Origin of the sequence: Acidovorax sp. Leaf191, from assembly GCF_001424425.1 — a bacterium.
Classification (GTDB): Bacteria; Pseudomonadota; Gammaproteobacteria; order Burkholderiales; family Burkholderiaceae_C; genus Acidovorax.
In genome coordinates this window covers 949,439-971,600 of record NZ_LMPT01000019.1, presented here as the reverse complement: position 1 = coordinate 971,600, position 22,162 = coordinate 949,439, and the positions used below count along the sequence as shown (strand labels likewise).

Below are 22,162 nucleotides of genomic sequence, written 5' to 3'. Positions count from 1 at the left end.
TGCGCGTTGCGGTGCGCAGTCGTTGGGTCGTGGAGAGTCAGGCGACGGCCACGCTGACCCGGCCGCCATCCACCCGCACATTGTGAGCCCGTACCGACTGCTCCGGCGTTTCGATGCATTCACCGGTGAGCAGATCGAAATGGTTTTTGTACATCGGCGACGCCACCACCACGCGGTCACCGATGTTACCGATCAGCCCGCGCGACAGCACGCTGGCGCCGGACTTCGGGTCCACGTTGTCGATGGCGAAGAAGCGGTCGGCGCCGAGGCGAAACACCGCCACATGCCGGTCGGCCACCAGTGCGCACACGCCGGTGCTGGGCAGGATGTCGTCGACCGCGCAGATGTCGGTCCAGGCGAGTGTGTCTTCAGTGCTTTGGGGAAGTGCGCTCATGGCGTGATGCTTTCAAAAGTGGGTTGCGCATGCGGTGGAGGCACAGCCGGCCAGATGGACGGCTGCGCGCTCCACGCTCAGGCTGCCTGGGCGATGGGGATGACCTTGGCTGCACCGCGCACGCGTTCATCGGCGGTGGCAGGCCGGATCTGGCCGCGCTCCTGTACGAACAGCACGTTCTCGTCGCCCTTGTCGCTGTTCACGAACGAGCGGAAGCGCTTGCGCGTTTCGGGGTCGGTCACGGCGGTCTTCCATTCGCACTGGTAGGTGTCGACCACGCTCTGCATCTGCGCTTCCAGCTCGGCGCACAGGCCCAGGCTGTCCTTTTGCAGCACGTCCTTGAGGTAGTCGAGGCCGCCTTCGAGGTTCTCGCGCCAGGTGCTGGTGCGCTGCAGCCGGTCGGCCGTGCGCACATAGAACATCAGCACCCGGTCGATCATGCGCACCAGCTCGTCCTTGTTCAGGTCGGACGCGAACAGCTCGGCGTGGCGCGGCTTCATGCCGCCGTTGCCGCAGATGTACAGGTTCCAGCCCTTTTCGGTGGCGATGATGCCGATGTCCTTGCCCTGCGCCTCGGCGCATTCGCGCGTGCAGCCCGAGACGCCGAACTTGATCTTGTGCGGGGCGCGCAGGCCCTTGTAGCGGTTCTCCAGCTCCACGGCCAGGCCGACGCTGTCACCCACGCCATAGCGGCACCAGGTCGAGCCCACGCAGCTCTTGACCGTGCGCAGCGACTTGCCGTACGCGTGGCCCGACTCGAAGCCGGCGGTGATCAGCTCTTCCCAGATCAAGGGCAACTGCTCCAGGCGTGCGCCGAACATGTCCACCCGGGCACCGCCCGTGACCTTGGTGTACAGGCCGTACTTCTTGGCCACCTGGCCCACGGCGATCAGGCCGTCGGGCGTGACCTCGCCCCCGGGCATGCGCGGCACGACCGAATAGGTGCCGTCCTTTTGGATGTTGCCCAGGTAGTAGTCGTTGCTGTCCTGCAGGCCCGCCAGCTCTTTCTTGAGCACGAACTCGTTCCAGCACGATGCGAAGACGCTGGCCGCCACCGGCTTGCAGATGTCGCAGCCCAGGCCCTTGCCGTGCTTGGCCAGCAGGTCGTCGAAGCTCTTGATCTGGCCCACGCGCACCAGGTGGTAGATCTCCTGGCGCGAGTACGCGAAATGCTCGCAGATGTGGTTGTTGACGGCCATGCCGCGGCGCGCCATCTCGGCCTTCATGACCTGGGTGACCAGGGGCACGCAGCCGCCGCAGGTGGCGCCGGCCTTGGTGCAGGCCTTCATCTCGGCGATGGTGCAGACGCCATTGCCCACGGCCTCGCAGATGCCGCCCTTGGTGACGTTGTTGCACGAGCAGATCTGCGCCGTGTCGGGCAAGGCATCCACGCCCAGGCCGGGCTTGGCCTTGCCGTCGCTGGACGGGAAGATCAGGAACTCGGGGTCTTCGGGCAGCGCGATGCCGTTCAGGGCCATCTGCAGCAGCGTGCCGTATTCGGTCGCGTCGCCGATCAGCACGGCGCCCAGCAGCTGCTTGCCGTCTTCGCTGATGACGATCTTCTTGTAGACCTGGCGGCGCTCGTCCACATACTGGCAGGTGCGGCTGTGCGGAGTCTTTCCATGCGCGTCGCCGATGCTGGCCACGTCCACGCCCATGAGCTTGAGCTTGGTGCTCATGTCGGCGCCGACAAACGCGGCGTCGGCATCGCCCGCAATGTGGCGGGCCGCCACGCGGGCCATGTCGTAGCCCGGGGCCACGAGGCCGAAGGTCTGTTCGTTCCACGAGGCGCATTCGCCGATGGCATAGACGTCATGGTCGCTGGTGCGGCAGGCGCTGTCGATGGCCACGCCACCGCGCGGGCCGATGGCCAGCAGGCTCTGGCGGGCCAGTTCGTCGCGCGGGCGGATGCCGGCGGAGAACACGATCATGTCGGTCTCCAAGTAGGTGCCGTCGGCAAACACCATGCGGTGGCGTGCGCGGGCGCCGTCGGTGATCTCCTGCGTGTTGCGGCCGGTGTGCACCTGCACGCCCAGCTCCTCGATCTTGGCGCGCAGCACGCGGCCGCCGCCCTCGTCCACCTGCACGGCCATGAGGCGCGGAGCGAACTCGACCACGTGCGTTTCCAGGCCCATGTCGCTCAGCGCCTTCGCGCATTCGAGGCCCAGCAGGCCGCCGCCCACGACCACACCGGTCTTGGACTTGGCGCCCGAGGCCTGCATGGCCTCCAGGTCTTCGATGGTGCGGTAGACGAAGCAGTGCTCACGGTCGCGCCCGGCCACCTGCGGCACGAAGGGGTTGGAGCCGGTGGCCAGCACCAGCTTGTCGTAGGTGAGCACTTCGCCATCGGCCGTGGTCACGGTGCGGATGCGGCGGTCTACCGACGCGGCCCGTGCGGCCAGCCGCAGGGTGAAGCCGGTGCGCTCGAAGAAGCCCGGCTCCACCAGGGAGAGTTGTTCGGCTGAGGTGCCGCTGAAGAAGGCGGAGAGATGCACCCGGTCGTAGGCAGCGCGGGGCTCCTCGCACAGCACGGTGACTTCCACGCCGGTCATGCCGGTTTCCGCCAGGCTTTCGAGGAACTTGTGGCCCACCATTCCGTGGCCGATGAGAACAATTTTCATGATCGTGGTCCTGCAATGACCCGGCTGACCTGGAGAGCTCGAAGCAGGATGGGCATGCGTTGCCGGACCGTGGGTCGGCGCCGCTCCCTCACCCTCCGCGGTAGCACGGGTGTGGTTTGGAACAACCAGGCGAAAGGCAACGAGGCCAAGGCCCGCCTGGGTTCCGCCATCATTAGCGGAGGGGTGTCGTCGGCCCGCAGGCAGCTTCACCGGCGGGTATTTACCCAGCTGCAATATCCATGCCGGGGTGTGATGGCGCGGAGAAACCGGCCCGCAGGGCCTTTTGAGCGATGGCGCGCCACGCTGCCTGCACGTGCCGTGGCATGGCGCATCAATGCGGTGCAAGGCAGCCCCAACATAGGGCGGGAGGGCGTCTGCAGCGGGCCGTGCCAGGCAGGCACAGGGCCCAGGGACCACGGCCCCCCGGCACACGGGCTCAGGTGAGGGGCTGGGCGTACGCAACGCCGCAGACACGCGGCGTGGAATGCCGATGCCTGATCACTTCGCCCGAACCCTGCTGCCGCTTCGGGTCCGGCCGGCCGTGCGCGGCCATTTTTTGGTGTTCAAACCCGCGATCCGGATGCAAACTTCCGCGGGAAGCCATCGCCCTCGGGGAGACCTTCTCTCACCGCAGCCACAAAGACACCACCATGACAGAACGCAGATCCACCAGCGACAGGCGCAGCGGCACCGACCGCCGGCAGGAGGAACAAGGCCCTCCCACCCACTACGAACGGCGGCGCACGATCGAGGCGCGGCAACCCGAACTGACCGAGCTGCACCTGAGCGACGAAGAACTTCGTGCCCTGGGGTTCCAGCAAGGCGGGCCGGGCTCCCCAAAACCCGGCTGATCCGGGCCGCCGCACGCGCAACCTCGGCGCCAGCCGGCGCGGCCAGAGCCCATCAATGCCCGTTGTCGGCCACCGTGAGCACCCGGTGCGCCACCATGTCCAGCGCGGGCCGCGTGATGCCCTGCTTGTCGGTCCAGACCTTGGGCACCAGGCTGCCGGCAAGGGCCAGCGCATCGCCATCGCGCAGGTGGTGCAGCGACGCACGCACATCGCTGTCGAACGCAATCACGTTCACGAACAGCGTCTCGCCATCGGAAGTGCTGGCACGCACCTTGGCCACGGTGAAGAGCTTGCCGGTCTTGTCGGTCCGCTGCTCGGCATCGCCGTACAGGCGCCCTGACACCAATCCATCGATCATGCGAATCCTTGGCCCCGGGGACGCACCGGGGGGCACGTGACAGCGGGGGCAGTTGGTTTGTGGGGCACCTGAAGCGGGCCCTGGGTGGCGCCGCAGCCGAAGCACCGCAGAGATGACGAGCCCGCATTGGGCGGCGCCAGCAAAAAAGCCCAGAACCTTTCGGTTCTGGGCTTTTGCTATCAATGGTCGGCGTGGCGGGATTCAAAGAACACCCTACATACCTTGCAAATACTAGCAAAAGCCACCTGACGCGCCGGAGTTGCCCCTAAAGTTGCCCCACGCACCAAGCTGCCGCGATTCTCACACAGACGCGTACCGCCGCGTCGCATCACACATTACGAATCGACCGAGGGGCGGAGTGAAAGCCATACTAGCTCCCCCGCGGCCTTGCTGGACGCATCCTGCAGGCGATTGAAGAGCTCCAGCCGTTCATCGAGATTTGCAGCGGCCTGCCCCAACTCCGCGCGCTGCTCCGGCGGGCAATCATCCCACGCCGTCAGGTAGTCCATCGCTGTAAGGGCGTCCCACACGCTGTGCCGACTGCCTTCGAGCACGCGGTCCACAGCGGCCGACGCCCGGGCGTGCTGGTCCGGGGTGACCTCCCCGCCCGCGCTCTTTCGAAATATCACTTCCATCGCTCTTACTCCTGCGGATCGAGGTCGCTCACGATGACGAGTTGCACCTCTTTTGTCGGATCTTGGGGGCCGTGCTTGAACAGCGCGACCGGCGGCAGCTGAATCAGGGCCTCGGCCTGCTCGATCGTGCCGTGCAGCCAGGCGTGCCAGTCACCCTTTTCAAGCGGCACCACGGTGCGCTTGTCCTGCATGTGCTGCGGGCGCTTCGGGTCTGGCCGGTGCATCAGCCTCAGCAGTGGATGCGCGTCGCAGTTCTGCGTGACCATGGTGAAGTTGAGCAACACCTCGCCCGTGGACGGGTCAGTCCACTCGTTCCACAGGCCGGCCAGGCCCCATTGCTCGCCATCGGCCCGGGAGAACTGCCACGCGGTGTGTACGCCGTCCTGCCAATACGGCTCGACGTAGCTCTGCGCAGGGATGATGCAGCGCTGACCACGGCGCCACGGGCCGCCGTAGGTCCACGATTTGACCATCCCCTCGCGCCTTGCGTTGACGGTCGACAACCGCTTGCCGTCCTTGCCCTTGGGAATGCTGGTTTGCGAGTCCGGCGGGATCATGCCCCACTGGCCCACAACAAGCTCCGCGGCCTGCCCAGCGCCCCGCAAGAACGGCCCACGGTAGAGCGGGCTCATCTTGTCGCGCCACTCCTCCTCTGGCAGATCACCGAAGTGGAGAACAAGCTGCTCCCGGCCCGGAACTTCGTAGAAGGTGCACATGCAGCACATTCTGCCGCGCATCGGATACACTGTAAATATGTACAGTATTTTGGATTCCCCGCTGCCGGTGCCCTACGACGTGGCCGTGCAGTCGCTCGCTCTGCCGATCTGCGGCGTGAGCGTGCGCGCGGGGTTTCCGTCGCCGGCAGATGATTTTGTGGTGGAGCGGCTGGACATCATGCAGCTGCTTGTGGTGCACCCGCAGGCCACCTACTTCTGGCGGGTCAAAGGCGATTCCATGCGCGATGCCGGCATCGAGGACGGCAGCATCATTGCGGTGGACAAGGCAGTGCGCCCAAAGCATGGATGCATCGTGGTGGCAATCGTGGACGGCGAGTGCACTGTGAAGTACTTGCACCAGCGCGCCGGCCGCATCAAATTGCGCGCGGCCAACCCCACGTACCCGGATATCGTGCCGCGCGACAGCCAGACCATTGAGGTCTGGGGCGTCGTGCGCGGGTGCGTGAAGATTTTCCCGACCAGCTAACCAAGGGCGCCAGAGAGTGCACTGCCATGTATGCCTTGGTCGATGGGAACAACTTCTACGTCTCGTGTGAACGGGTGTTCCGGCCGTCCCTGAACGGCCGGCCCGTGGTTGTGCTGAGCAACAACGATGGCTGCGCCATTGCCCGCAGTAACGAAGCCAAGGCCCTGGGCATCAAGATGGGTGCGCCCTGGTTCCAGATCCAGCACATGGAGGACACGCACGGCCTCGTAGCGCTGAGCGCGAATTTCACCCTGTACGGCGACATGAGCAACAGGATGATGAGCCTGGCCGCCGGCCTGGGGCCGACGCAGGAGATCTACTCGATTGACGAGAGCTTTGTCGGGCTGCATGGCATGCGCGGCGACCTGACGAAGCGCAGCCGGGCCATACGCGAGCGCATCGACCGCTGGGTGGGCATCCCGTGCGGGGTCGGCATTGCGCCCACGATGACGCTGGCCAAGCTGGCAAACCACATCGCCAAGACGGCTGAGCGCAAGCCGGGCAGCTACCCCAGCGAATTGGCTCAGGTCTGCAATCTGGCCGCCCTGCCCGCTCAGGACTTTGACGACGTGCTGGCGGCGACTCTTGTAGAAGAAGTCTGGGGGGTGGGCCGCAAGATCGGCGCGCAGCTGCACGAAGGCGGCATCCACACAGTGCTGGACCTTGTTCGCATGGACCCGGCCACGGTGCGCCGGCGCTGGAGCGTCGTGCTGGAGCGAACCGTGCGCGAGCTGCAGGGCATGCAATGCATGCAACTGGACGATGCGCCGGACCCCAAGAAAGAGATCGCGTGCACCAGGTCATTTGGCAGCACCGTGACGGACCTCCCCCCGCTGATCGAGGCCGTGAGTGAGTTTGCGAGTCGGGCCGCGGAAAAGCTGCGCAAGCAGGACAGCCTGGCCAGCCAGTTGCTGGTGTTCTGTCACACCTCGCCGTTCCGCGACGGCCCGAGGTTCAACAAGTCGGTGGTCGTGCCGCTGCGCAGGCCCACGGCGGACACGGGGAAACTGGTGTGGGCCGCGGCCGCCGGCATGCGACGCATGTACGAGCCAGGCTATCGAATGGCAAAGGCTGGGGTGATGCTGCTGGACCTGATGCCGGGCAGCGTGCTGCAGTGCGAGCTGGATCTTGAAGACGAGGACCACCGCGACCGCAGCGAGTTGATGAAGGCGATCGACGCGCTCAACACGCGGTACGGCAAGGGGACCGTGCACTCTGCCGCTACAGGGGGCAGCAGCAAAGCGACGAAGGGCTGGGGGATGAGGCAGGAGAGGCGCACGCCGCAGTACACGACGCGGTGGGAGGATGTGCCCGTCGCGCGCGCTTAGGCTCAGCTGCCGAGCACTCGCTCACCACCGTTCACCTGTCGAAGTGACTCTGCTCCACAGGAAAAACAGGTCACGCGAGCCAAGCCGGTGACGGATTTGGGCATCCACAAAAAAGAGTAAGGGACACGTCCACCAGCGTAGCCAATCACGATTTCACTTGCCCCACACTTCAGGCACTCCAAGACCAGATCTGCTCCGGTTGAAGTTGCTGAGACATGAGCCTCAACGAGTGGGTTTGCATCCATGAACTCACTCTATAGAGAGCGCCCGCAACAAATACCCACAATTTGCAAAATATTGCAACATCAAATACGTCTGACACAGTGGGAAATCTGCATTGGTAACAGTATTGGAATGCAACGCAACCTACAACCTATTACCAACAGAGACCCTATCTTCCAGCCACTTGACCTTTCGGCCAAATGGACTACCGGGGTGGTATCTAAAGTCCGCTCCGTGCGAGTAGCGGCTCTATCGGGCGCACAGATTTATCAGGACGGTGACTATGTCCTTCGCGAAGCTACCGGTGTGTTGGAGTTGATGGGACACCGAGAGGGCGCTGTCCGAACCGAACTTGTGATCGGTTTTTCCAGCGCAGAACAGTTGCCCCCGCCCATGTTCTACCTGGACGAAGCTCGTGCCCTGGGCACTATGTCTCTGCCTTCCGAATGCTTTGGTGCGTTCTTGCAAGTGGCTCAACTCAACAGTGCACATTTCAGGATCAGCAGCAATGGCGAGTTGAATGCTCTGGCGTCGGACCCGGCGATGTTTCAGCAGATCCGGGAGCAATTCCTCACCGGGGCGCAGGCTCAACTTGAAGCTTGAAACACGACAACATATACACGGAGACAAAGCGTGCCTCAAGACTTCTTAAAGCAGATTGTCAATATGGAGTTGCCTCAGACATTCCACGACGAAGCGTCAATCGACAAGATACGCGTTCTTGTTGCAGCCGAGTTAGTCGAGGCGAGCCTCCCAAATCCCGGTGAAGAGGGTTCAGCGACGGTCACATACGTCACACCAGTGGGGCGAGCAACGGCATCTGGACCGCGGCGCCCTACGTTGTGACAGGGGTTAGCTGTCACTTAACTCAAAGCGCCGATGAAATCAGTGCAAGAACTTCAAAAGCCAGCAAACCCCGTCATCTGAACTAGCCCAGAATCGGGCCGCGAGACCGCACCAGCCCTGGCGCGGCCTGGGGTCGGCAGGGTCAGCAAAAACGGCCTATCAAGAGGGTAGGCGCGGCGGGGTCTCGACTGCGCGCCGGGATGCTCAGGCCATCCCCGTCCTGGACTGAGTCGCCCCCCTGCCACCGGCCGGCGCGCGGGGCCATGGCGGGGCCGACAAGGCGCCAAGGCCGGTACGGCAGGGGGGGTCGGGCGCCGTCAGGGCGCCAGCTCGTCTATGGGCGTAAAAAAGGCCACCGTGAAGGGTGGCCCGTGATTGGTCTGAGATGGTCAGACCGCGTGCTCTTGCTCCGACGCCGCACTCGCAAGACGCTGGGCCGCGATGTCGAAGTAGTGCTGGTCCTGCTCAATGCCGATGAACTGATAGCCCAGCTCGAGCGCGGCCACGCCCGTGGACCCGGACCCCATGAACGGGTCCAAGATGACACCGCCAGGGGGCACAGCTTGGCACAGCTGGCGCATCAGGTCCACAGGCTTACCAGTCATGTGGAATTTCTTGCGGTGGTCTACCCGCTCGCGAACCACGCCAGGCCATGGGCCGCCATGCACTGCCGGTGCGAGCGGGCCGTTTGATCCCCATACGACGTATTCCGCCTGGTGACGGAAATAGCCCTTGTGTGGTGCGCGGGAGGATTCGGTCTTGTCCCACGGCACCAGCCCGCGCCACACCAAGCCGCCCGACTGGAATGCATCCGTGAGCGTAGGCAGCTGCCGCCAGTCAGTGAAAACCATGGCATATCCGCCAGGGCGCAGCGCCTGGCGCACCAGCGACACCCAGCAGCTCACCCAGAACGCCCAGCTGCGGCCGTCGCGGTTGTCACCGGAGAAGTTGAGGTTGTGGCCGGCCCCTTCGGCCGGGCCGCCCTGCACGTACTTTGCGGCCGGGGACTGCATGCGGTCCCCGCGCATCATCCCGCCGCTGCTGTACGGAGGGTCGGTGATGAGGGCATCAACCTGCAGGCCGAGCTGCTGCAGAACTTGCATGCTATCGCCGCGGTAGATAGTGGCGCCGCCGATCTGGCGGCATTCGAGGGGTTGTGTGGCCAGTGTGGCCGAGCGAGTGCTGTTCATGGTCTTTCATGGGTGGTGGCACTCGCTGGCGCTCTGGTGTGGGGCTCACGGCCCGCAGGTGGTTCATCGTCCCGCAGCGCGGGCACTTGATCGCAATTTCTACAAACGCAGCCTCTGCGAGCTTTCGCGCGCAGTGGCCGCAACGGATTTCTTCCATGGTGTCGGCATCGCCTAAGATGCGTCCCGCCTGTGCACAGGTGATGGGGCCGCGGGCCAATGCCGTGGGCAATCACGGCGGAGGGGTTTGCGCTGGGTGTTACAGCACCCTTCACATTCGCCCTATCTTTTTTCGAGGATCAACCGCAAGCCATTGCGGTGCAAGCGTAAGCAGCTATTTATTTCGTAGCATCACCCTCCCCGTCGCCCACGGTGTAGGGCTCAAAGCGAACGACTTCCTCGCCCAGCCAAGCATTCAGCTCGCTGAACCGCGCCTGTAGCGGCACGATCTCATTGCGGGCGAAGACTTCGGCGGCCGGCCGCACGGCACCGAAGCCGCCGGTATTGCTGGGCACCACGCCCATGAGCTGAGGCGGGATGCGGTGGGCCGCCAGCAGGTCGTCGCGGCTCACGTTCTTGATGTTGAAAAACTCGTCCTTTGCGGCCACCTCGGACAGGGGGATCACCTGGATGCCGTCCTTCTTGCCGTTGGGCGCGTGCATAAACAGGTTTTTGAAGTTGCCCGGCCCCTTGCTCTTCTTGAGGGCGTCGCGTAGCGCATCGACGTCGCCCTGCTGCTGGGCTGCATCCGACAGGTACAGGATGAATCCGGCGTGCGAGCCGTTGTTGTAATACTTCCGGCGGAATAGGGTTGCGGATTCGTTGAGCCAGGCCGACTGCAGCGCGGCCAGGTACTCGGGCAGGCCGTACACCTCCTGATTCACATCCGGCTCCATCAGGTGGAACACCGCCCCGCGCTTGAATTCGTGTTCGGTCCTGTAGCCTTGCACGAAAAAATAGTTATCCAACTCCGAGCCGCGCCGCATGTACTTGGCCAGCGTGTGGCGCAGGGGCAGCGAGCCGCCCAACCGGTTGCGCGGCCGCTCAAGGTAGGCATTGCCGAAGGTTAAAAAGTCCAGCGCATACTTGCTGAACGTCGCGCGGTCCAGCAGCTTGTGCGGCTTGAAAGTGCTGGCCAGCACATTGCGTTTCACGTAGAGCGCACTCGCATGGTGCGGGCTCGCGCGAAACGACTTGGCCAGGCCGTCCCAGCTCAATGGCGGCTCGTACCACTTGCCGTTGATCCAGCTTTCCACGTAGTCCAGCATTTCCCCCTGCATCACTGGTGCGGGCTCGCCGAAGGTGAAGGCCTCGATCTGCGAGCGCTCGCCTGTTGCTGGCGTGGTGGTGGCGGCCGTATCGGCCTGGCTGGTGCCAGCTGTCATTAGAAAATCTCCATGAGTGATTGATTGGCGCTGGAGCTACCTTCCAGCGGCTCGTTGTCGAGTGCGTGCATGCACGCCCATGCCAGATCCGCGTGCCCGGTTTGTTCGGTGCGGCCGGCGGTGTAGGTGGCCTGGCTACCGCTGGCGGTCAAGGTGCGCTTGATCGACATGAAGGCCTGCGCCAGGTCAATGCCCACGGCGCCGTTGTCGAACTCCAGCCGGCCTTTGCTGATGATGCTTTTGGCTTTCAGCACCAGCATGGTTTTGACTTCCACCGAGTAGTTGATGGCCTTGGCCGCCGGGTAGAACTTGCTGACCAGCTCGAACACGCCGCGGCCCATGCCGGTGGTGTCGATGCCGATGTGCGCGACGTTGTAGCGCTCCGTGATCTTCTTGATGGCATCGGCCTGTGCTTCGTAGTCCAGCCCGCGGAACTGCTGGGTTTCCAGCACCCGGAATTTGCCGCCGGGCTTTGCAGGGGGCGCCAGCACCACGAGCCCGGCCGAATCGCCAGTGCGCGAAGGGTCATAGCCCACCCACACCGGCCGGTAGCCGAACGGCCGCAGGGTCAGCTGGTGCACGTCACTCCACTCCACCCAGCTGTCGACCATGCAGGCCTGCAGCTCCGACAGCGGGAAGATGCTGAACGTGTCGTCCATGAACCCGCACATCAGCAGATTGGCGAATTCCTCGGGGCTGTACTCGTGGCGCAGTTCCTCGATATCGAACAGGTTGCACCCGCCGTGCATGGCGTCCAAGATCGTGACGATCTGGCGCCAAATCTTGTCCTCGCCCGTGAAGCCGCCGGCCAGGTGCGTGTGAGACAGATCGAGCTTGACGCGGTCGGACTTGGCGCGCTTCCTGTTGTAGCGGTCGCCGCTCCACAGCGCATAGGCGGGGTGCTGGATGCTGGATGGCGTGGAGAAGTAGGTCTTGCGCCAATGCTTGTGCATGGCCATGCCCGACGCCACCTTGTTCAACTCGTCAAACTTGCGCGTCCAGAAGCACTCGTCAAAGTAAAAATTGCCGTGGTAACCCTGCGCCGTCAGCGCATTGGTCCCCAAGAAATACAGCGTGGCGCCATTGCTCAACACAATGGGATCGCCCGACAGCTCCACGCCGCAGGCCTCTTTGGCAAAGGCAATGATGTACTGCTTGAAGATGTGCGCCTGGGCCTTGGATGCCGACAGGAAAATCTGATTGCGCCCGGTCTCCAACGCATCGGCCAGCGCCTCCCGGGCGAAGTACCACGTCGCGCCGATCTGCCGTGACTTCAGGATGAAGCGCGTGCGCTGATCGTGCGCGGCGCGCCAGGTCTTCTGATACCCGAACAGAGAGCCCGCGAAACAGTCCAGCAGCTGCTGGTGCTCGTTCTCATCGAAGTGGTTGCGCTCGGGCTGCTTCTTGGGCTTGTCGTTGCGACGGTTGATGGCGGGGTTCAGGTCCGCTTCCTTGCCCGTTTTCTCGTACTTGTGCACTCGGGCCAGGCGCTCCATCTGACGGCCGAGCAGGTCGATTTCCTTGTAGTCGCCGCCGGTCTTGTTGTCCTTCATGACCAGCTGCGCCATGCGGGTTTCAATCACCGCCTCAACGCGGTCCACGGGTTGCGCCTTCTCCCACTGTTCGGCATCCTTCCACCCCTGCACGGTGGAGCGCGGTTCTTCGATGTAAGCCGCAATGGTCGTGATCGCCCACCCCTGCCAGAACAGGTGCCGCGCCGCGCGGCGCTTATCGGCCGCCAGGCCGGGACCGGGCAGCGTGGAAAAGGGCAAGGCTTTGGCGATGGCGTCTGCAGACATGGCGCCAAGTTTGGGCCGCCAACCCGTGAAAAAGCACACGCTCACCTGCCCTACTGCATGTGCCTGAACGCTGCACATGCGGCATTGATTGATGGCTTCGCGCGACGGCGAGACGATGGCAACCACTGCAAACCATCGCACTCAACGCAACCGAGGAACCCCATCACCATGGCATCCAAGACCCCTGAGACAGCAGCGCAGAAGTCGCTGAAATCCAAGTTCTTCCGCGTGGCCACCGAAGGCGCCACCACTGACGGCCGCGCCATCACCCGCGACCAGATCAACCAGATGGCGAAGAACTTCGACCCGGCGAAGTACGGCGCCCGGGTGTGGGTGGAGCACATGCGCGGCCTGTACGCCGACAGCCCGTTCCGAGCGCACGGCGACGTGCTCGCAGTCGAAGCCCGCGACGTCGAAGACGGCAAGCGCGCACTGTTCGCGCAAATCAAGCCGCTGCCCGAGCTGGTGGCCATGAACAAGGCCGGCCAGAAGATCTACACCAGCATCGAGGTGCACCCCAAATTCGCCGACTCGGGCGAGGCGTACCTCACGGGCCTGGGCGTCACCGACAGCCCGGCCAGCCTGGGCACCGAGGTGCTGACATTCGCGGCGCAAAAGCCCGAAGCCAGCCCGTTCACCAAGCGCAAGAGCGAGGCCGGCGCGCTGTTCAGCGAAGCGGTGCACACCGAGCTGATTTTTGAGGAAGACGAGACACCCGAGGCCGAGCCCAAGGCGTCCAAGTTCTCCACTGTGCTGGATGGCCTGGTGAAGCGCTTCACCGGTAAGACGAAAGACGACGACGCCCGCTTTGCCGAAGTGCTCAAAGGTTTTGAAGCCTTCGGCACCTACGCCGAAGCGCAAGAGAAGGCGCACGACGACTTGAAGGCAGAGCACGCCGCCCTGGCCAAGACCTTCACCGAGCTGTCGGGCAAGCACGACGCCCTGGTGAAACGCCTGGAAGAAACCCCCGAGTCGGGCTTCACCGCCCGTCCACCAGCGAGCGGCGGCGACGGCGCACCCAAGACCGACTGCTGATCCCCAAGCGCCCAAACCACCCCAATCAAGCCCCAATCCCTCACCCTGGAATACCGACATGCACGCCATCACCCGCCAGGCCGTATCGGCCTATGCATCCCAACTCGCCACCCTGAACTCCGTTCCCAGCGCGGCCGAGAAGTTCACCGTCGCCCCCACCGTGGCGCAGACCCTGGAAACCAAAATTCAGGAGTCCGCAGACGTGCTCAAGCGCATCAACATCGTGCCCGTACGCGAGCAACAGGGCGCAAAGCTGGGCCTGGGCATCGGCGGCCCTGCAGCCAGCCGCACGAACACGAAGCTCAAAGACCGCGCCACGCGCGATCTGTCTACGCTGGACGGTACCCAGTACCACTGCTTCCAGACAAACTTCGACACCCATCTGGACTACGCGAAGCTCGACATGTGGGCGAAGTTCAAAGACTTTCAAACCCGTGTGCGCGATGCCCTCGTCATTCGCCAGGCCCTCGACCGCACCATGATCGGTTTTAACGGTGTCGCCGCAGCTGCTGAAACCGACATCACGGCAAACCCCATGCTGCAGGACGTCAACAAGGGCTGGCTGCAGCAGCTGCGCGAGACGGCGCCCGAGCGCGTGATGGACGAAGGTGCGGCGGGCGCTGGCGCCATCAAGGTGGGCGATGCTGCAGGCGCGCATTACAAGAACCTCGACGCGCTGGTGATGGACGCCCTCAACCTGCTGGACCCCTGGTTTCACAACGACACCAGCCTGGTGGCGATGGTCGGCCGCGACCTGCTGCACGACAAGTATTTCCCGATGGTCAACGTGAAACAGGCGCCCACCGAGCAACTGGCCGCGCAGGTCATCATGGGCCAGAAGGCTATCGGCAACGTCACGGCGGCGGCCGTGCCCTTCTTCCCGGGCGCATCCATCCTCATCACCAGCTGGGACAACCTGTCCATCTACTGGCAGGAGGAAACCCGCCGCCGCATGTTCACCGACAACGCCAAGCGCGACCGCTACGAGAACTACGAGAGCGTGAACGAAGCCTACGTGGTGGAAAACCTGGGCAAAGCGGTGCTGCTGGAAAACATCGAGCTGGCCTGAGCGGGGCGCCATGACATCCCCCGCCCGAGCCCACAAACTGCGCGTGCTGGCCGAGCTATCGTCCAGGGCCGCGCCCCACGGCCAAGAGGTCCGGGGCACCGCCTACGAACTGATGCTGCGCCAGCTCGCCGAACACAAACGGCTGCTCAGAAGCATCCAGTCTGTGGAACGGAAGATCGAGGCAAAGCGCGAGCTGCTGGCCGTGTACGACGAATACCTGGTCGGCGCGCTCGCGGGCGGCCAGGGCGCGCACGACATGGTGCTGGTCACGCTGATGGTGTGGCACATGGATGCCGGTTCCTGGGTTCGCGCCCTGGAGCTGGCCCGCTATGTGATCGCCAACGGCCTGGCGATGCCGGCCGACTACTCGCGCACACCCGCCGTGATCTTGATCGACATGGCCGCCACCGCGGCGCTGGATGGAAAGCTGTGTGGTGATGAGGCAGTGCGCGTGCTCGCAGAAGTCGCGCAGCTGACCGAAGCCCACGACGCGCCCGACCAAGCCCGCGCCAAGCTGTTCAAGGCCATCGGCTATGCCGTGGTGGGCCGCACCCCGACGAATACGCCCGACTACACAACGGTGGACGAAACCAAGGCCCGCGCGGCCATGGCGCAGTTTGTCCGCGCAAACGAATTGTTCGCGCAAGTCGGCGTGAAAAAAGACATGGAGCGTTTGGAGCGACGTTTGAAGAACGCAGCGCCAGCCTCCTGACCGAGCGTACCCCGCACCCTGGCGGCTCCGGGTGCCGCGACCCAAGGGCGTAAGCCCGGCGGTCAACGCACCCGGACCACCGCCACCTTATTCACCACCCCGAGGCCTACCCCGTGAGTTTCGTAGCCACAGCCAAACCCCCCGTTGTCGGCGCAGAGCTGCCCGTGCAAAACCACCCGTGGTTTCCCGCCATCTCGCCCGACCGCCTGCGCCTGGCCTGCCGCCTGGATGGCACAGTCACGCCCGACCGCTTGCGCCTGGCGCTGGTGGCGGCCCTGCGCAGCGTAAACGGCGAGCTGCGCGCCTGGCGCGATGCGCACCAAGCCATGGGCTATGCCTCGCTGTCGGCCGTGCCTTGCGATGAACTGGACGGCGCGAGCGAGAACGAAGCGCGCTATCTCCTGGCCGTCTATTCCCACGTGCAGGCCGACCTGGCCGAGGCGTACCGCGACATCAGCACCACGCCATCGAGCGACGGCAAGGGCGACCGCATCAAAGAAAAGATCGAGAGCCGGGCCGACTCCCACCGCCAGGCCATGCGCTGGGCTATCTCCGACATCCTGGGCATCGGCCGCACCACCGTGGAGCTGATCTGATGCCGCAAGCCATCGCCCGCGACCACGAAACACTCGACCAAATTTGCCTGCGCACTCTCGGGACCACGCGCGGCACGGTCGAGGCCGCGCTGAACCTGAATCCCGGCCTGGCCGCCAAGGGCGTGCACCTGGCGGCCGGCGATGCCGTGCAGCTGCCCGACGCGCCCACCACCACCACCCGACCAACCATCAACCTGTGGGATTGATCCACCATGGACAGCACAAGCATTGCCAAAGCCGTGGGCGTGGAGGTTGCAAAGGCCTCCCCGCCCGTCACCGTCGCCGCCAACCAGCAAGGCGGCTTCTTCACCCTGAGCCCAATCACCACCCTGACGTGCCTCTACCTGACGCTGCAGATCGCCTACTTGGTGTGGAAATGGCAGAACGAACGCGAGGACCGCAACGCCAGGCGCGATGCGGTGCAGCCATGAGCGGCAGCACACGCCAGCGTATCGCCGTCGCGCTACTGTCACTGTCTGCCGCGGGCTTCGCCACATGGAAGGCCAGCGAGGGCGACGGCCCCACCAGCGTGCGGGCCGATGGCGCGGTGGTGCACCACCCCTACGTGCCCACGGCCGGCGACGTGCCCACCATCGGCCACGGTTCCACACGCTACGAAGACGGAACGCGAGTCAGTCTTTCCGACACGCCCATCACCCGCCAGCTGGCCGAGCAGTTGGCGCGCAACCTGCACAGCGCCGATGAATTGCGGTTCAAGGCCAGTCTGCCGGACGTGCTCCTGTATCCCGGCGAGTTCGACCTGTATCAAGACTGGGTCGGCCAGTTCGGCAGCGGCAATTGGCGCAAGCCGCAGTCGCCGCGCACCTGGCTGCTTCGGGGGGACTACGTGGGCGCCTGCCACGCGCTGCTGCAGTGGCGTTTTCAGGCCGGGCGAGACTGCCGCCTGCGCGAGAACTGGGGGCCGCAGGGCTGCAAGGGCGTGTGGACCCGCCAACAAAAGAGGCATGCGGACTGCATGGCGCTGCAATGAAAAAAGCTCTCAAAGCTCTGGCCATCACCGCGCTGGTGCTGGTGCTGCTCGCTGCGGCGGCCCTGGCCACTGCCTACATCACGTTTTGCGGTGGCCATCCGCACGGGATCTGCTGACATGCTGAGCACCATCAAAGCCTACGCCTGGCAGGCCGGCGCACTGGCGCTGGGCGCACTGTTGATCGCGCAAACCTTTCGCCTGCACTCCGAGCAACTGGCCCACCGCGATCTGATCGCCAGCACCGCCCGCGCATCCAAAGCGCGCACGGACGCTGTGCTCACCGATGAACGCGCCACCGCCACGAATGAGTCCACCCACGCAACCCACACCCTGGAGGCATCCGATGTTTTCACCCAAGGCCAGCCGGCGCGCGACGATGCTCTGCGCCTCGATCTGTCTCGCGCTGAGCGGCTGCGCGTCGATGCCGAGCGCCGAGCCGCCACCTATCGCGCGCAAGCCCAAGCCGACGACGCTGCCCGCCGCGGTCTTGCGGATCGACTTGAAACCCTCGACCGCCACATTGTCGAAGGCGTCCAAGTGGTCGGAGAACTCAGAGCGGTTGTTGACAAGCGAGACGCCGAAGTAGTCCTGCTGCGCTCCGTCATCGACGCCGACCGGCAGCTGTTGGAAGGCACGCCCGATGCTCAAGCCCAGTAGCCTGCGCGACCAGCTCACGGCCGCAGTGCCCTGGTTCGCGCAGAACCCCGAGAACCTGACGTTGTTCATCAACGCGGGCCGCATCATCACCACGGGCACCGGCACGCTGTCGTTTGAGTACGCCTACACCCTGCAGGTGGTGGCGCTGGGCTACGCCGGCCACGCCGATGCGCTGGTGGTGCCGATGCTGGAGTGGATTTCCCGCAACCAGCCCGAGCTGCTGGACAACCCCGACAAGCGAGAAAAGGCCCTGCGGTTCAACGTCGAGTTTCTGACCGACATCACCACCGACATCGGCTTTGAAATCGACCTGACCGAACGCGTGCTGGTGCGCCCGCGCGCCGGGGCGCCGGCCGGCGCCGTGGAGCTGCATCACGTGGCCGAGCCGCCGCACCCGGTCCACATCGATAAGCCAGAGCACTGGACACTGTGGATGCACGGCGAGCTGCTGGCCCAGTGGGACCACGACCCCCGTTAAGCCATGGACGATCTGCAGCGCTTGGAAGCGTGGCTTTCTCCACTGCTGGCCAAACTCACCGAAGCCGAGCGCCGGGGCCTGGCGCGCGAGGTGGCGCGCGACCTGCGCGCGGGCAATGTGGCCACCATGCGCGCGCAGCAGGCTCCGGACGGCACACCGTGGGAACCCCGCAAGCCCAATGCCCTGCGCGAACAGCGCGGCGCCGTTCGTCGCAATGCAAAGAAGTCTGCGCCAATGTTCCAGAAGCTGCGCGCCGCAAAGCACCTCAAGGCACAGGGCCTGACCGACGAAGCGGTGCTTCAGTTCGTGGGCCGAGCTGACCGCATCGCCCGTGTCCACCACTTCGGGCTGGAAGACCGCGTGAAGCCAGGCGGGCCGACATACCGCTACCCAGCGCGGCCCCTGCTGGGCATCACCGAAGCCCAGATGGCGCGGATTCAGGAACTGGTGCTGTCGCACCTTTCCCGGTAGCGCCACACCTGCGACACAGCTGCATGTGCACGGGGTGCACACAGGCGCAATCGGGTGCGTTTTCGCGCGCACGCGGGCACCATCGATTGCATGGAACGGCCCGTTGCTCAATCTGAATCACCCCTCGAAATTGGCCGCCGCTTAGAGAACATCTTGCGCGCGGGAACCGTGGCCGAAGTGCGCCACGGCAAGCCCGCACGCTGCCGCGTGCGCAGCGGTGAATTGCTCACCGACTGGCTACCCTGGACCAGCGGCAGCGCGGGCGGTCCGTCTCGCCGCCAGTGGTGGCCGCCGAAGGTCGGCGAGCAGTGCATGGTGATGGCGCCCGGCGGCGACCTGCTCAACGCCGTAGTGCTGCCCGGTGTCTACAGCGACAGGGCGCCGCAGGGCAGCGAGAACCCCAACGCCTACCGCCTCGACTGGAGCGAAACCGAAGGCATGGAGCACGACGCGGGCGCCGGAATGCTCACCATCACCTGCGAACAAGGCATCACCCTGCGCGTGGGCCAAGCCTTCATAGAGCTACGCCGGGATCGCATCGTCCTGTCTGCCGGTGGCGGATCTCTGGTGATCGACGCTGAGGGCGCCACCGGCTCGCCGGACGTCCTGGCGGGCGGCATCAGCCTGCGCAAGCACGTGCACGGCGGCGTCAAGCAGGGCGATGACGACACCGAAGGCCCCAAATGAACCGCTACACCGGCCACTCCATCACCGGCCTGGAGCACCTGCGCCAGTCCGTGGGCGACATCCTCACCACGCCTATCGGCTCACGCGTCATGCGCCGGGACTACGGCTCCCTGGTGCCCGAGCTGATCGACCATCCAGATACGCAGACCACGCAGATACGCCTGTTTTCTGCCATCGCAAGCGCCCTGATGCGCTGGGAGCCGCGCATGCGCCTGTCGCGCATCCTCGTGGCGCGCGAGGCCGACAAACCGGGCCGCCTGCAGCTGACGCTGGAAGGCACCCACCTGAACGAATACCGCCGCCAGCAGCCGCTGTCCCTGCAGCTCACTGTGACCGGACGCCGTGGCGGTGCTGCATGACAATTCCCGACCTGAACAAGCTGCCGGCGCCCACCGTGGTGGAACCGCTGGACTTTGAAACCATCTACGAAGCCCACCGCGACGAACTGCTGGTGCGCTACCCGGCCGCCGCTGAAGTCGTCGCGCTGGAGTCCGAGCCGCTTGCCAAGCTGCTGCAGGCCCATGCCTACCGCGAGCTGCTGTACCGCCAGCGCGTGAACGACGCGGCCCGCGCCTACCTGCTCGCCTTCGCCACAGGCGCCGACCTCGACCACAAGGGCGCCTTCTACGGCGTGCCCCGCCTGCTGGGCGAGGCGGATGCCCGCTACCGGGTGCGCATCCAGCTGCGTATTCGCGCTCTGGCCGGCAACGGCACCAGAGAACACTACGAACTCACGGCCATGACCGCATCGCAGAACGTGCGCGATGCCATCGCCACACAACCCTGGCCGGGTTCCGTCCGCGTTCAACTGTGGCTGCACGACACCAGCACGGCGGATGCCACACAGGCCGCCGTGCTCGCCGCGCTGAACGCCGACGACGCCCGCCCCCTGGGTGTGCCCGTGTCCGTGTCGCTCGCCCGGCCACGGGCTATCAACATCACGGCAGGCCTGGTGCGCGAGGCCGGCGCACCCACCACCCTGCTGGCGCAGCTGCAGGCCGCCCTGCCCGCCGCCCTGGCCAGCTATGCGCGCCTGGGCCGCGCCGTATCGCGCAGCTGGGTGACCACGCGCCTGCATGTGGAAGGCGTCGTGGCCGTGCGCTACCCGGACCCGTCCGCACCGGCAGACATCACCCCCATGGCGGACGATGAATACCCCGTGCTGGGCGCCCTACTGCTGATTGATGAGGGCATGCAGTGACCACCACCGCCCCCCCGTCGCGCCGGCACCTGCTACCCCCGCAGGCCACGCCGCTGGAACGCGCCATTGACCAAAGCGCCCCCCAGTGGGACGCCCTGGCCGCCGCGATCGGGTCGCCCAGCACTGGCACGCCCGATGCGTTCGCGCCCTGGCTGGCCGCAGAGTGGGGCCTCTCCCCCTTCGCGCGCTACTTTGCATCGGTCGATGCGCTGATGGCCGCCGGCAAACCCTGGCTTTTCGAGCGCGGCACCGCGGCCAGCGTGCACCGCGTGCTGGGCTGGGTCGGTTTTCCCGACGCGCGGGTGGACGAACGCGGCGCGCTGCTGCACATCAACCTCGGCCGCCCCGCCACCGCAGCCGAGATTGCGCGGATTGCCCACGTGGTGCGCGAGTCCGTGCCAGTGCACGTGCGCTTCTGGCGCGTGTTTTGGGGCCATGACCGCCGGCCGCTACGCCTGGACGGCGGCCAGCCGCTGGAAACCGCGCAGCTTGATGGATCTTCGGGCGTGTGGGTCAGCGTGGAAACCGGCGAGCCGGTAAAGGCCAGCTTCGGCATCCGCCATACCGGCACCACCACCAGCACCGCGGGCCAGCCGCTGGCAACCGCCACCGCCGCCTACGTCGCCAAGCTCACCCGCAATGACAAAGCGGTGCTCGACTGCTGGCGCCTGGACTCGCGCCTGCTGGCCAATGAGTTCGGCGGCATCGGCGAGCTGATGCGAGGCGAGGTGCCGACCTATGTGCGCGTGCAGGGCGAACGCGGCGTGCCAGGCACTGCCACGCAGGACGTAACCCTATGGAGCGCGCCACCTGCCGAGCCGGCAGGCACCGCGGACGCCATGGACGAACTGCCGCCAGCCCTGCCGCAACCGCAGGGATGGTCCGGCACCTGGGGCGCCCTGCGCTGGCGCCCGGTCTTCATCGAATCGAAATCAACGGAGAGCAACTGATGGCAACCCTGCAAGACGATGGGCGCATTGCCCTGGCCATGGCCATGGCCGCACAGCCCGTGCATTTGGCCTGGGGCCGTGGCCTGCCCGCCTGGGACGCTGTGGCCGAGCCCGAGCCCAGCAACGCCAGCGCCCTGGTGGACGAGGTGGGCCGGCGCCTGGCTACGTTCGTGGGCTACGTGGAGCCCAACCCGGCCGGAGAAATCGAGCTGCCCAGCGGCAGCAAATACGCGGTGGTGGCCGGCCCCACCCGGTGGCTGTACGTGCGCGTGGTCTTCAACTTCGAGGACGCGGACGGCGAAACCATCCGAGAAATCGGCATCACCTTCGGCGCCGCGCCCGTGGCCGGCCTGCCTGCGGGCCAGCGCTACTTCACGCCCGCGCAGATCGCCCAGCCCGGCCGCCTCTACACCCTGGAGCGTGTGCCCGCCTTCACCCGCAATGGCGCCGTGCGCCAGACCTTCGAATACGTCCTGCCCTTCTGAC

The 22,162-nt window shown here is 65.3% G+C and carries 28 protein-coding genes; 19 read left to right on the top strand and 9 right to left on the bottom strand.

From position 1 onward, the window contains the following. Positions 1-37: 37 nt before the first annotated feature. Complete coding sequence (nirD, locus tag ASG27_RS18465; protein WP_056413597.1) at positions 38-394, bottom strand: nitrite reductase small subunit NirD; 357 nt, start codon at positions 392-394, stop codon at positions 38-40. Between the two features lie 77 nt (positions 395-471). Then, positions 472-3,015 carry a nitrite reductase large subunit NirB gene (nirB, locus tag ASG27_RS18460; protein WP_056413599.1) on the bottom strand — a complete coding sequence of 848 codons (2,544 nt, stop codon included), beginning with the start codon at positions 3,013-3,015 and terminating at the stop codon, positions 472-474. A gap of 650 nt (positions 3,016-3,665) precedes the next feature. On the opposite strand from nirB, the gene ASG27_RS18455 reads away from it, so the two are divergent. Beyond that, on the top strand, positions 3,666-3,866 hold the full coding sequence (locus ASG27_RS18455) for a hypothetical protein (RefSeq protein ID WP_056413602.1): 201 nt from the start codon (positions 3,666-3,668) through the stop codon (positions 3,864-3,866). A 52-nt stretch (positions 3,867-3,918) separates the two neighbouring features. On the opposite strand, the gene ASG27_RS18450 is transcribed toward ASG27_RS18455, so the two are convergent. From ASG27_RS18450 to ASG27_RS18440, 3 genes are all read right to left on the bottom strand, one after another. Then, positions 3,919-4,224, bottom strand: coding sequence for a single-stranded DNA-binding protein (locus ASG27_RS18450; RefSeq protein WP_056413605.1), 306 nt, complete (start codon positions 4,222-4,224; stop codon positions 3,919-3,921). A 335-nt stretch (positions 4,225-4,559) separates the two neighbouring features. Beyond that, entirely contained in the window at positions 4,560-4,859 is a 300-nt protein-coding gene (locus tag ASG27_RS18445) for a hypothetical protein (RefSeq protein WP_056413607.1), read from the bottom strand. A 5-nt stretch (positions 4,860-4,864) separates the two neighbouring features. Further along, positions 4,865-5,575 (bottom strand): SOS response-associated peptidase family protein, encoded by a 711-nt coding sequence (locus tag ASG27_RS18440; RefSeq protein WP_056413610.1) that lies wholly within the window; start codon positions 5,573-5,575, stop codon positions 4,865-4,867. A gap of 37 nt (positions 5,576-5,612) precedes the next feature. Here ASG27_RS18440 and ASG27_RS18435 point away from each other — a divergent pair, with 37 nt between their 5' ends. The 3 genes from ASG27_RS18435 (at position 5,613) to ASG27_RS26900 (ending at position 8,215) form a co-directional block, all read left to right on the top strand. Further along, on the top strand, positions 5,613-6,062 hold the full coding sequence (locus ASG27_RS18435) for a LexA family protein (protein ID WP_056413613.1): 450 nt from the start codon (positions 5,613-5,615) through the stop codon (positions 6,060-6,062). Positions 6,063-6,088: 26 nt separating this feature from the next. Next, complete coding sequence (locus ASG27_RS18430; protein WP_056413615.1) at positions 6,089-7,390, top strand: Y-family DNA polymerase; 1,302 nt, start codon at positions 6,089-6,091, stop codon at positions 7,388-7,390. Between the two features lie 243 nt (positions 7,391-7,633). Beyond that, entirely contained in the window at positions 7,634-8,215 is a 582-nt protein-coding gene (locus tag ASG27_RS26900; RefSeq protein ID WP_156371498.1) for a hypothetical protein, read from the top strand. A 632-nt stretch (positions 8,216-8,847) separates the two neighbouring features. Here ASG27_RS26900 and ASG27_RS18420 read toward each other — a convergent pair. From ASG27_RS18420 to ASG27_RS18410, 4 genes are all read right to left on the bottom strand, one after another. Then, a complete protein-coding gene (locus ASG27_RS18420; protein WP_056413620.1) occupies positions 8,848-9,648 on the bottom strand; it encodes a DNA-methyltransferase in 801 nt (266 codons plus the stop codon). Then, the gene (locus ASG27_RS26080) at positions 9,563-9,805 is read right to left on the bottom strand and encodes a Com family DNA-binding transcriptional regulator (protein ID WP_082493154.1); all 243 of its coding nucleotides are present in this window, start codon (positions 9,803-9,805) and stop codon (positions 9,563-9,565) included. The genes ASG27_RS18420 and ASG27_RS26080 overlap by 86 nt, the downstream gene beginning before the upstream one ends. 178 nt (positions 9,806-9,983) lie before the next feature. Beyond that, positions 9,984-11,030, bottom strand: coding sequence for a phage portal protein (locus ASG27_RS18415; protein ID WP_056171860.1), 1,047 nt, complete (start codon positions 11,028-11,030; stop codon positions 9,984-9,986). Next, entirely contained in the window at positions 11,030-12,829 is a 1,800-nt protein-coding gene (locus tag ASG27_RS18410) for a terminase large subunit domain-containing protein (RefSeq protein WP_235503953.1), read from the bottom strand. The genes ASG27_RS18415 and ASG27_RS18410 overlap by 1 nt, the downstream gene beginning before the upstream one ends. Positions 12,830-12,997: 168 nt before the next feature. On the opposite strand from ASG27_RS18410, the gene ASG27_RS18405 reads away from it, so the two are divergent. The 15 genes from ASG27_RS18405 to ASG27_RS18335 all read left to right on the top strand — a co-directional run bounded on the left by ASG27_RS18405 (position 12,998) and on the right by ASG27_RS18335 (position 22,161). Continuing rightward, positions 12,998-13,864 carry a GPO family capsid scaffolding protein gene (locus ASG27_RS18405; protein ID WP_056413623.1) on the top strand — a complete coding sequence of 289 codons (867 nt, stop codon included), beginning with the start codon at positions 12,998-13,000 and terminating at the stop codon, positions 13,862-13,864. Between the two features lie 58 nt (positions 13,865-13,922). Then, a complete protein-coding gene (locus ASG27_RS18400; RefSeq protein ID WP_056413625.1) occupies positions 13,923-14,933 on the top strand; it encodes a phage major capsid protein, P2 family in 1,011 nt (336 codons plus the stop codon). A 112-nt stretch (positions 14,934-15,045) separates the two neighbouring features. Next, the gene (gpM, locus tag ASG27_RS18395; protein WP_235503954.1) at positions 15,046-15,645 is read left to right on the top strand and encodes a phage terminase small subunit; all 600 of its coding nucleotides are present in this window, start codon (positions 15,046-15,048) and stop codon (positions 15,643-15,645) included. 113 nt (positions 15,646-15,758) lie between these two features. Further along, positions 15,759-16,241: a head completion/stabilization protein gene (locus ASG27_RS18390; RefSeq protein WP_056171867.1), complete on the top strand. Its 483-nt coding sequence runs from the start codon at positions 15,759-15,761 to the stop codon at positions 16,239-16,241. Continuing rightward, positions 16,241-16,447: a tail protein X gene (locus tag ASG27_RS18385; RefSeq protein ID WP_056413635.1), complete on the top strand. Its 207-nt coding sequence runs from the start codon at positions 16,241-16,243 to the stop codon at positions 16,445-16,447. The genes ASG27_RS18390 and ASG27_RS18385 overlap by 1 nt, the downstream gene beginning before the upstream one ends. A 6-nt stretch (positions 16,448-16,453) precedes the next feature. After that, a complete protein-coding gene (locus ASG27_RS18380) occupies positions 16,454-16,672 on the top strand; it encodes a hypothetical protein (protein WP_056413638.1) in 219 nt (72 codons plus the stop codon). Next, positions 16,669-17,232, top strand: coding sequence for a glycoside hydrolase family protein (locus ASG27_RS18375; RefSeq protein WP_056413641.1), 564 nt, complete (start codon positions 16,669-16,671; stop codon positions 17,230-17,232). Before ASG27_RS18380 ends, ASG27_RS18375 begins: the two co-directional genes overlap by 4 nt. Positions 17,233-17,349: 117 nt before the next feature. Further along, a complete protein-coding gene (locus tag ASG27_RS18370; protein WP_056413644.1) occupies positions 17,350-17,889 on the top strand; it encodes a hypothetical protein in 540 nt (179 codons plus the stop codon). After that, positions 17,873-18,367: a phage tail protein gene (locus ASG27_RS18365; RefSeq protein WP_056413647.1), complete on the top strand. Its 495-nt coding sequence runs from the start codon at positions 17,873-17,875 to the stop codon at positions 18,365-18,367. Before ASG27_RS18370 ends, ASG27_RS18365 begins: the two co-directional genes overlap by 17 nt. A 3-nt stretch (positions 18,368-18,370) precedes the next feature. Beyond that, positions 18,371-18,838 (top strand): phage virion morphogenesis protein, encoded by a 468-nt coding sequence (locus tag ASG27_RS18360; protein WP_056413650.1) that lies wholly within the window; start codon positions 18,371-18,373, stop codon positions 18,836-18,838. A 90-nt stretch (positions 18,839-18,928) separates the two neighbouring features. Continuing rightward, positions 18,929-19,525, top strand: a complete 597-nt coding sequence (locus ASG27_RS18355; protein WP_056413862.1) for a phage baseplate assembly protein V — start codon at positions 18,929-18,931, stop codon at positions 19,523-19,525. After that, positions 19,522-19,884, top strand: a complete 363-nt coding sequence (locus tag ASG27_RS18350; RefSeq protein ID WP_056171880.1) for a GPW/gp25 family protein — start codon at positions 19,522-19,524, stop codon at positions 19,882-19,884. Before ASG27_RS18355 ends, ASG27_RS18350 begins: the two co-directional genes overlap by 4 nt. Beyond that, positions 19,881-20,726 carry a baseplate J/gp47 family protein gene (locus ASG27_RS18345; protein ID WP_056413653.1) on the top strand — a complete coding sequence of 282 codons (846 nt, stop codon included), beginning with the start codon at positions 19,881-19,883 and terminating at the stop codon, positions 20,724-20,726. The genes ASG27_RS18350 and ASG27_RS18345 overlap by 4 nt, the downstream gene beginning before the upstream one ends. Next, positions 20,723-21,676: a phage tail protein gene (locus ASG27_RS18340; protein WP_056413654.1), complete on the top strand. Its 954-nt coding sequence runs from the start codon at positions 20,723-20,725 to the stop codon at positions 21,674-21,676. Before ASG27_RS18345 ends, ASG27_RS18340 begins: the two co-directional genes overlap by 4 nt. After that, positions 21,676-22,161, top strand: coding sequence for a hypothetical protein (locus ASG27_RS18335; RefSeq protein WP_056413655.1), 486 nt, complete (start codon positions 21,676-21,678; stop codon positions 22,159-22,161). The genes ASG27_RS18340 and ASG27_RS18335 overlap by 1 nt, the downstream gene beginning before the upstream one ends. Position 22,162: the final 1 nt, after the last annotated feature.